1 rRNA gene is annotated in these 1,453 nt (G+C 53.3%); it reads right to left on the bottom strand.

Going from position 1 to position 1,453, the window contains the following annotated elements:
* A 16S ribosomal RNA gene (locus H3H39_RS27285) occupies window positions 1-1,437 on the bottom strand; the annotation flags it as partial.
* Between the last annotated feature and the right edge of the window lie 16 nt (window positions 1,438-1,453).

Below are 1,453 nucleotides of genomic sequence, written 5' to 3'. Positions count from 1 at the left end.
CGGTTAAGCTACCTACTTCTGGTAAAACCCGCTCCCATGGTGTGACGGGCGGTGTGTACAAGACCCGGGAACGTATTCACCGCGACATGCTGATCCGCGATTACTAGCGATTCCAACTTCATGCAGTCGAGTTGCAGACTACAATCCGGACTACGATACACTTTCTGGGATTAGCTCCCCCTCGCGGGTTGGCGGCCCTCTGTATGTACCATTGTATGACGTGTGAAGCCCTACCCATAAGGGCCATGAGGACTTGACGTCATCCCCACCTTCCTCCGGTTTGTCACCGGCAGTCTCATTAGAGTGCTCTTTCGTAGCAACTAATGACAAGGGTTGCGCTCGTTGCGGGACTTAACCCAACATCTCACGACACGAGCTGACGACAGCCATGCAGCACCTGTGTGCAGGTTCTCTTTCGAGCACTCCCCGATCTCTCAGGGATTCCTGCCATGTCAAGGGTAGGTAAGGTTTTTCGCGTTGCATCGAATTAATCCACATCATCCACCGCTTGTGCGGGTCCCCGTCAATTCCTTTGAGTTTTAATCTTGCGACCGTACTCCCCAGGCGGTCTACTTCACGCGTTAGCTGCGTTACCAAGTCAATTAAGACCCGACAACTAGTAGACATCGTTTAGGGCGTGGACTACCAGGGTATCTAATCCTGTTTGCTCCCCACGCTTTCGTGCATGAGCGTCAATCTTGACCCAGGGGGCTGCCTTCGCCATCGGTGTTCCTCCACATATCTACGCATTTCACTGCTACACGTGGAATTCTACCCCCCTCTGCCAGATTCTAGCCTTGCAGTCTCCATCGCAATTCCCAGGTTGAGCCCGGGGATTTCACGACAGACTTACAAAACCGCCTGCGCACGCTTTACGCCCAGTAATTCCGATTAACGCTTGCACCCTACGTATTACCGCGGCTGCTGGCACGTAGTTAGCCGGTGCTTATTCTTCAGGTACCGTCATTAGCCATGGATATTAGCCACAACCGTTTCTTCCCTGACAAAAGAGCTTTACAACCCGAAGGCCTTCTTCACTCACGCGGCATTGCTGGATCAGGCTTGCGCCCATTGTCCAAAATTCCCCACTGCTGCCTCCCGTAGGAGTCTGGACCGTGTCTCAGTTCCAGTGTGGCTGGTCGTCCTCTCAGACCAGCTACTGATCGATGCCTTGGTGGGCCTTTACCCCACCAACTAGCTAATCAGATATCGGCCGCTCCAGGAGCATGAGGTCTTGCGATCCCCCACTTTCATCCTTAGATCGTATGCGGTATTAGCGTAACTTTCGCTACGTTATCCCCCACTCCAGGGTACGTTCCGATATATTACTCACCCGTTCGCCACTCGCCGCCAGGTTGCCCCGCGCTGCCGTTCGACTTGCATGTGTAAGGCATGCCGCCAGCGTTCAATCTGAGCCAGGATCAAACTCTTCAGTTTAATCTCTGTTTGTTTG

It is taken from the genome of Rugamonas apoptosis (assembly GCF_014042355.1).
Lineage (GTDB): Bacteria > Pseudomonadota > Gammaproteobacteria > Burkholderiales > Burkholderiaceae_D > Rugamonas > Rugamonas apoptosis.
Note: the sequence above shows the minus strand (reverse complement) of the source record. Positions and strands in the feature narration are given on the sequence as shown.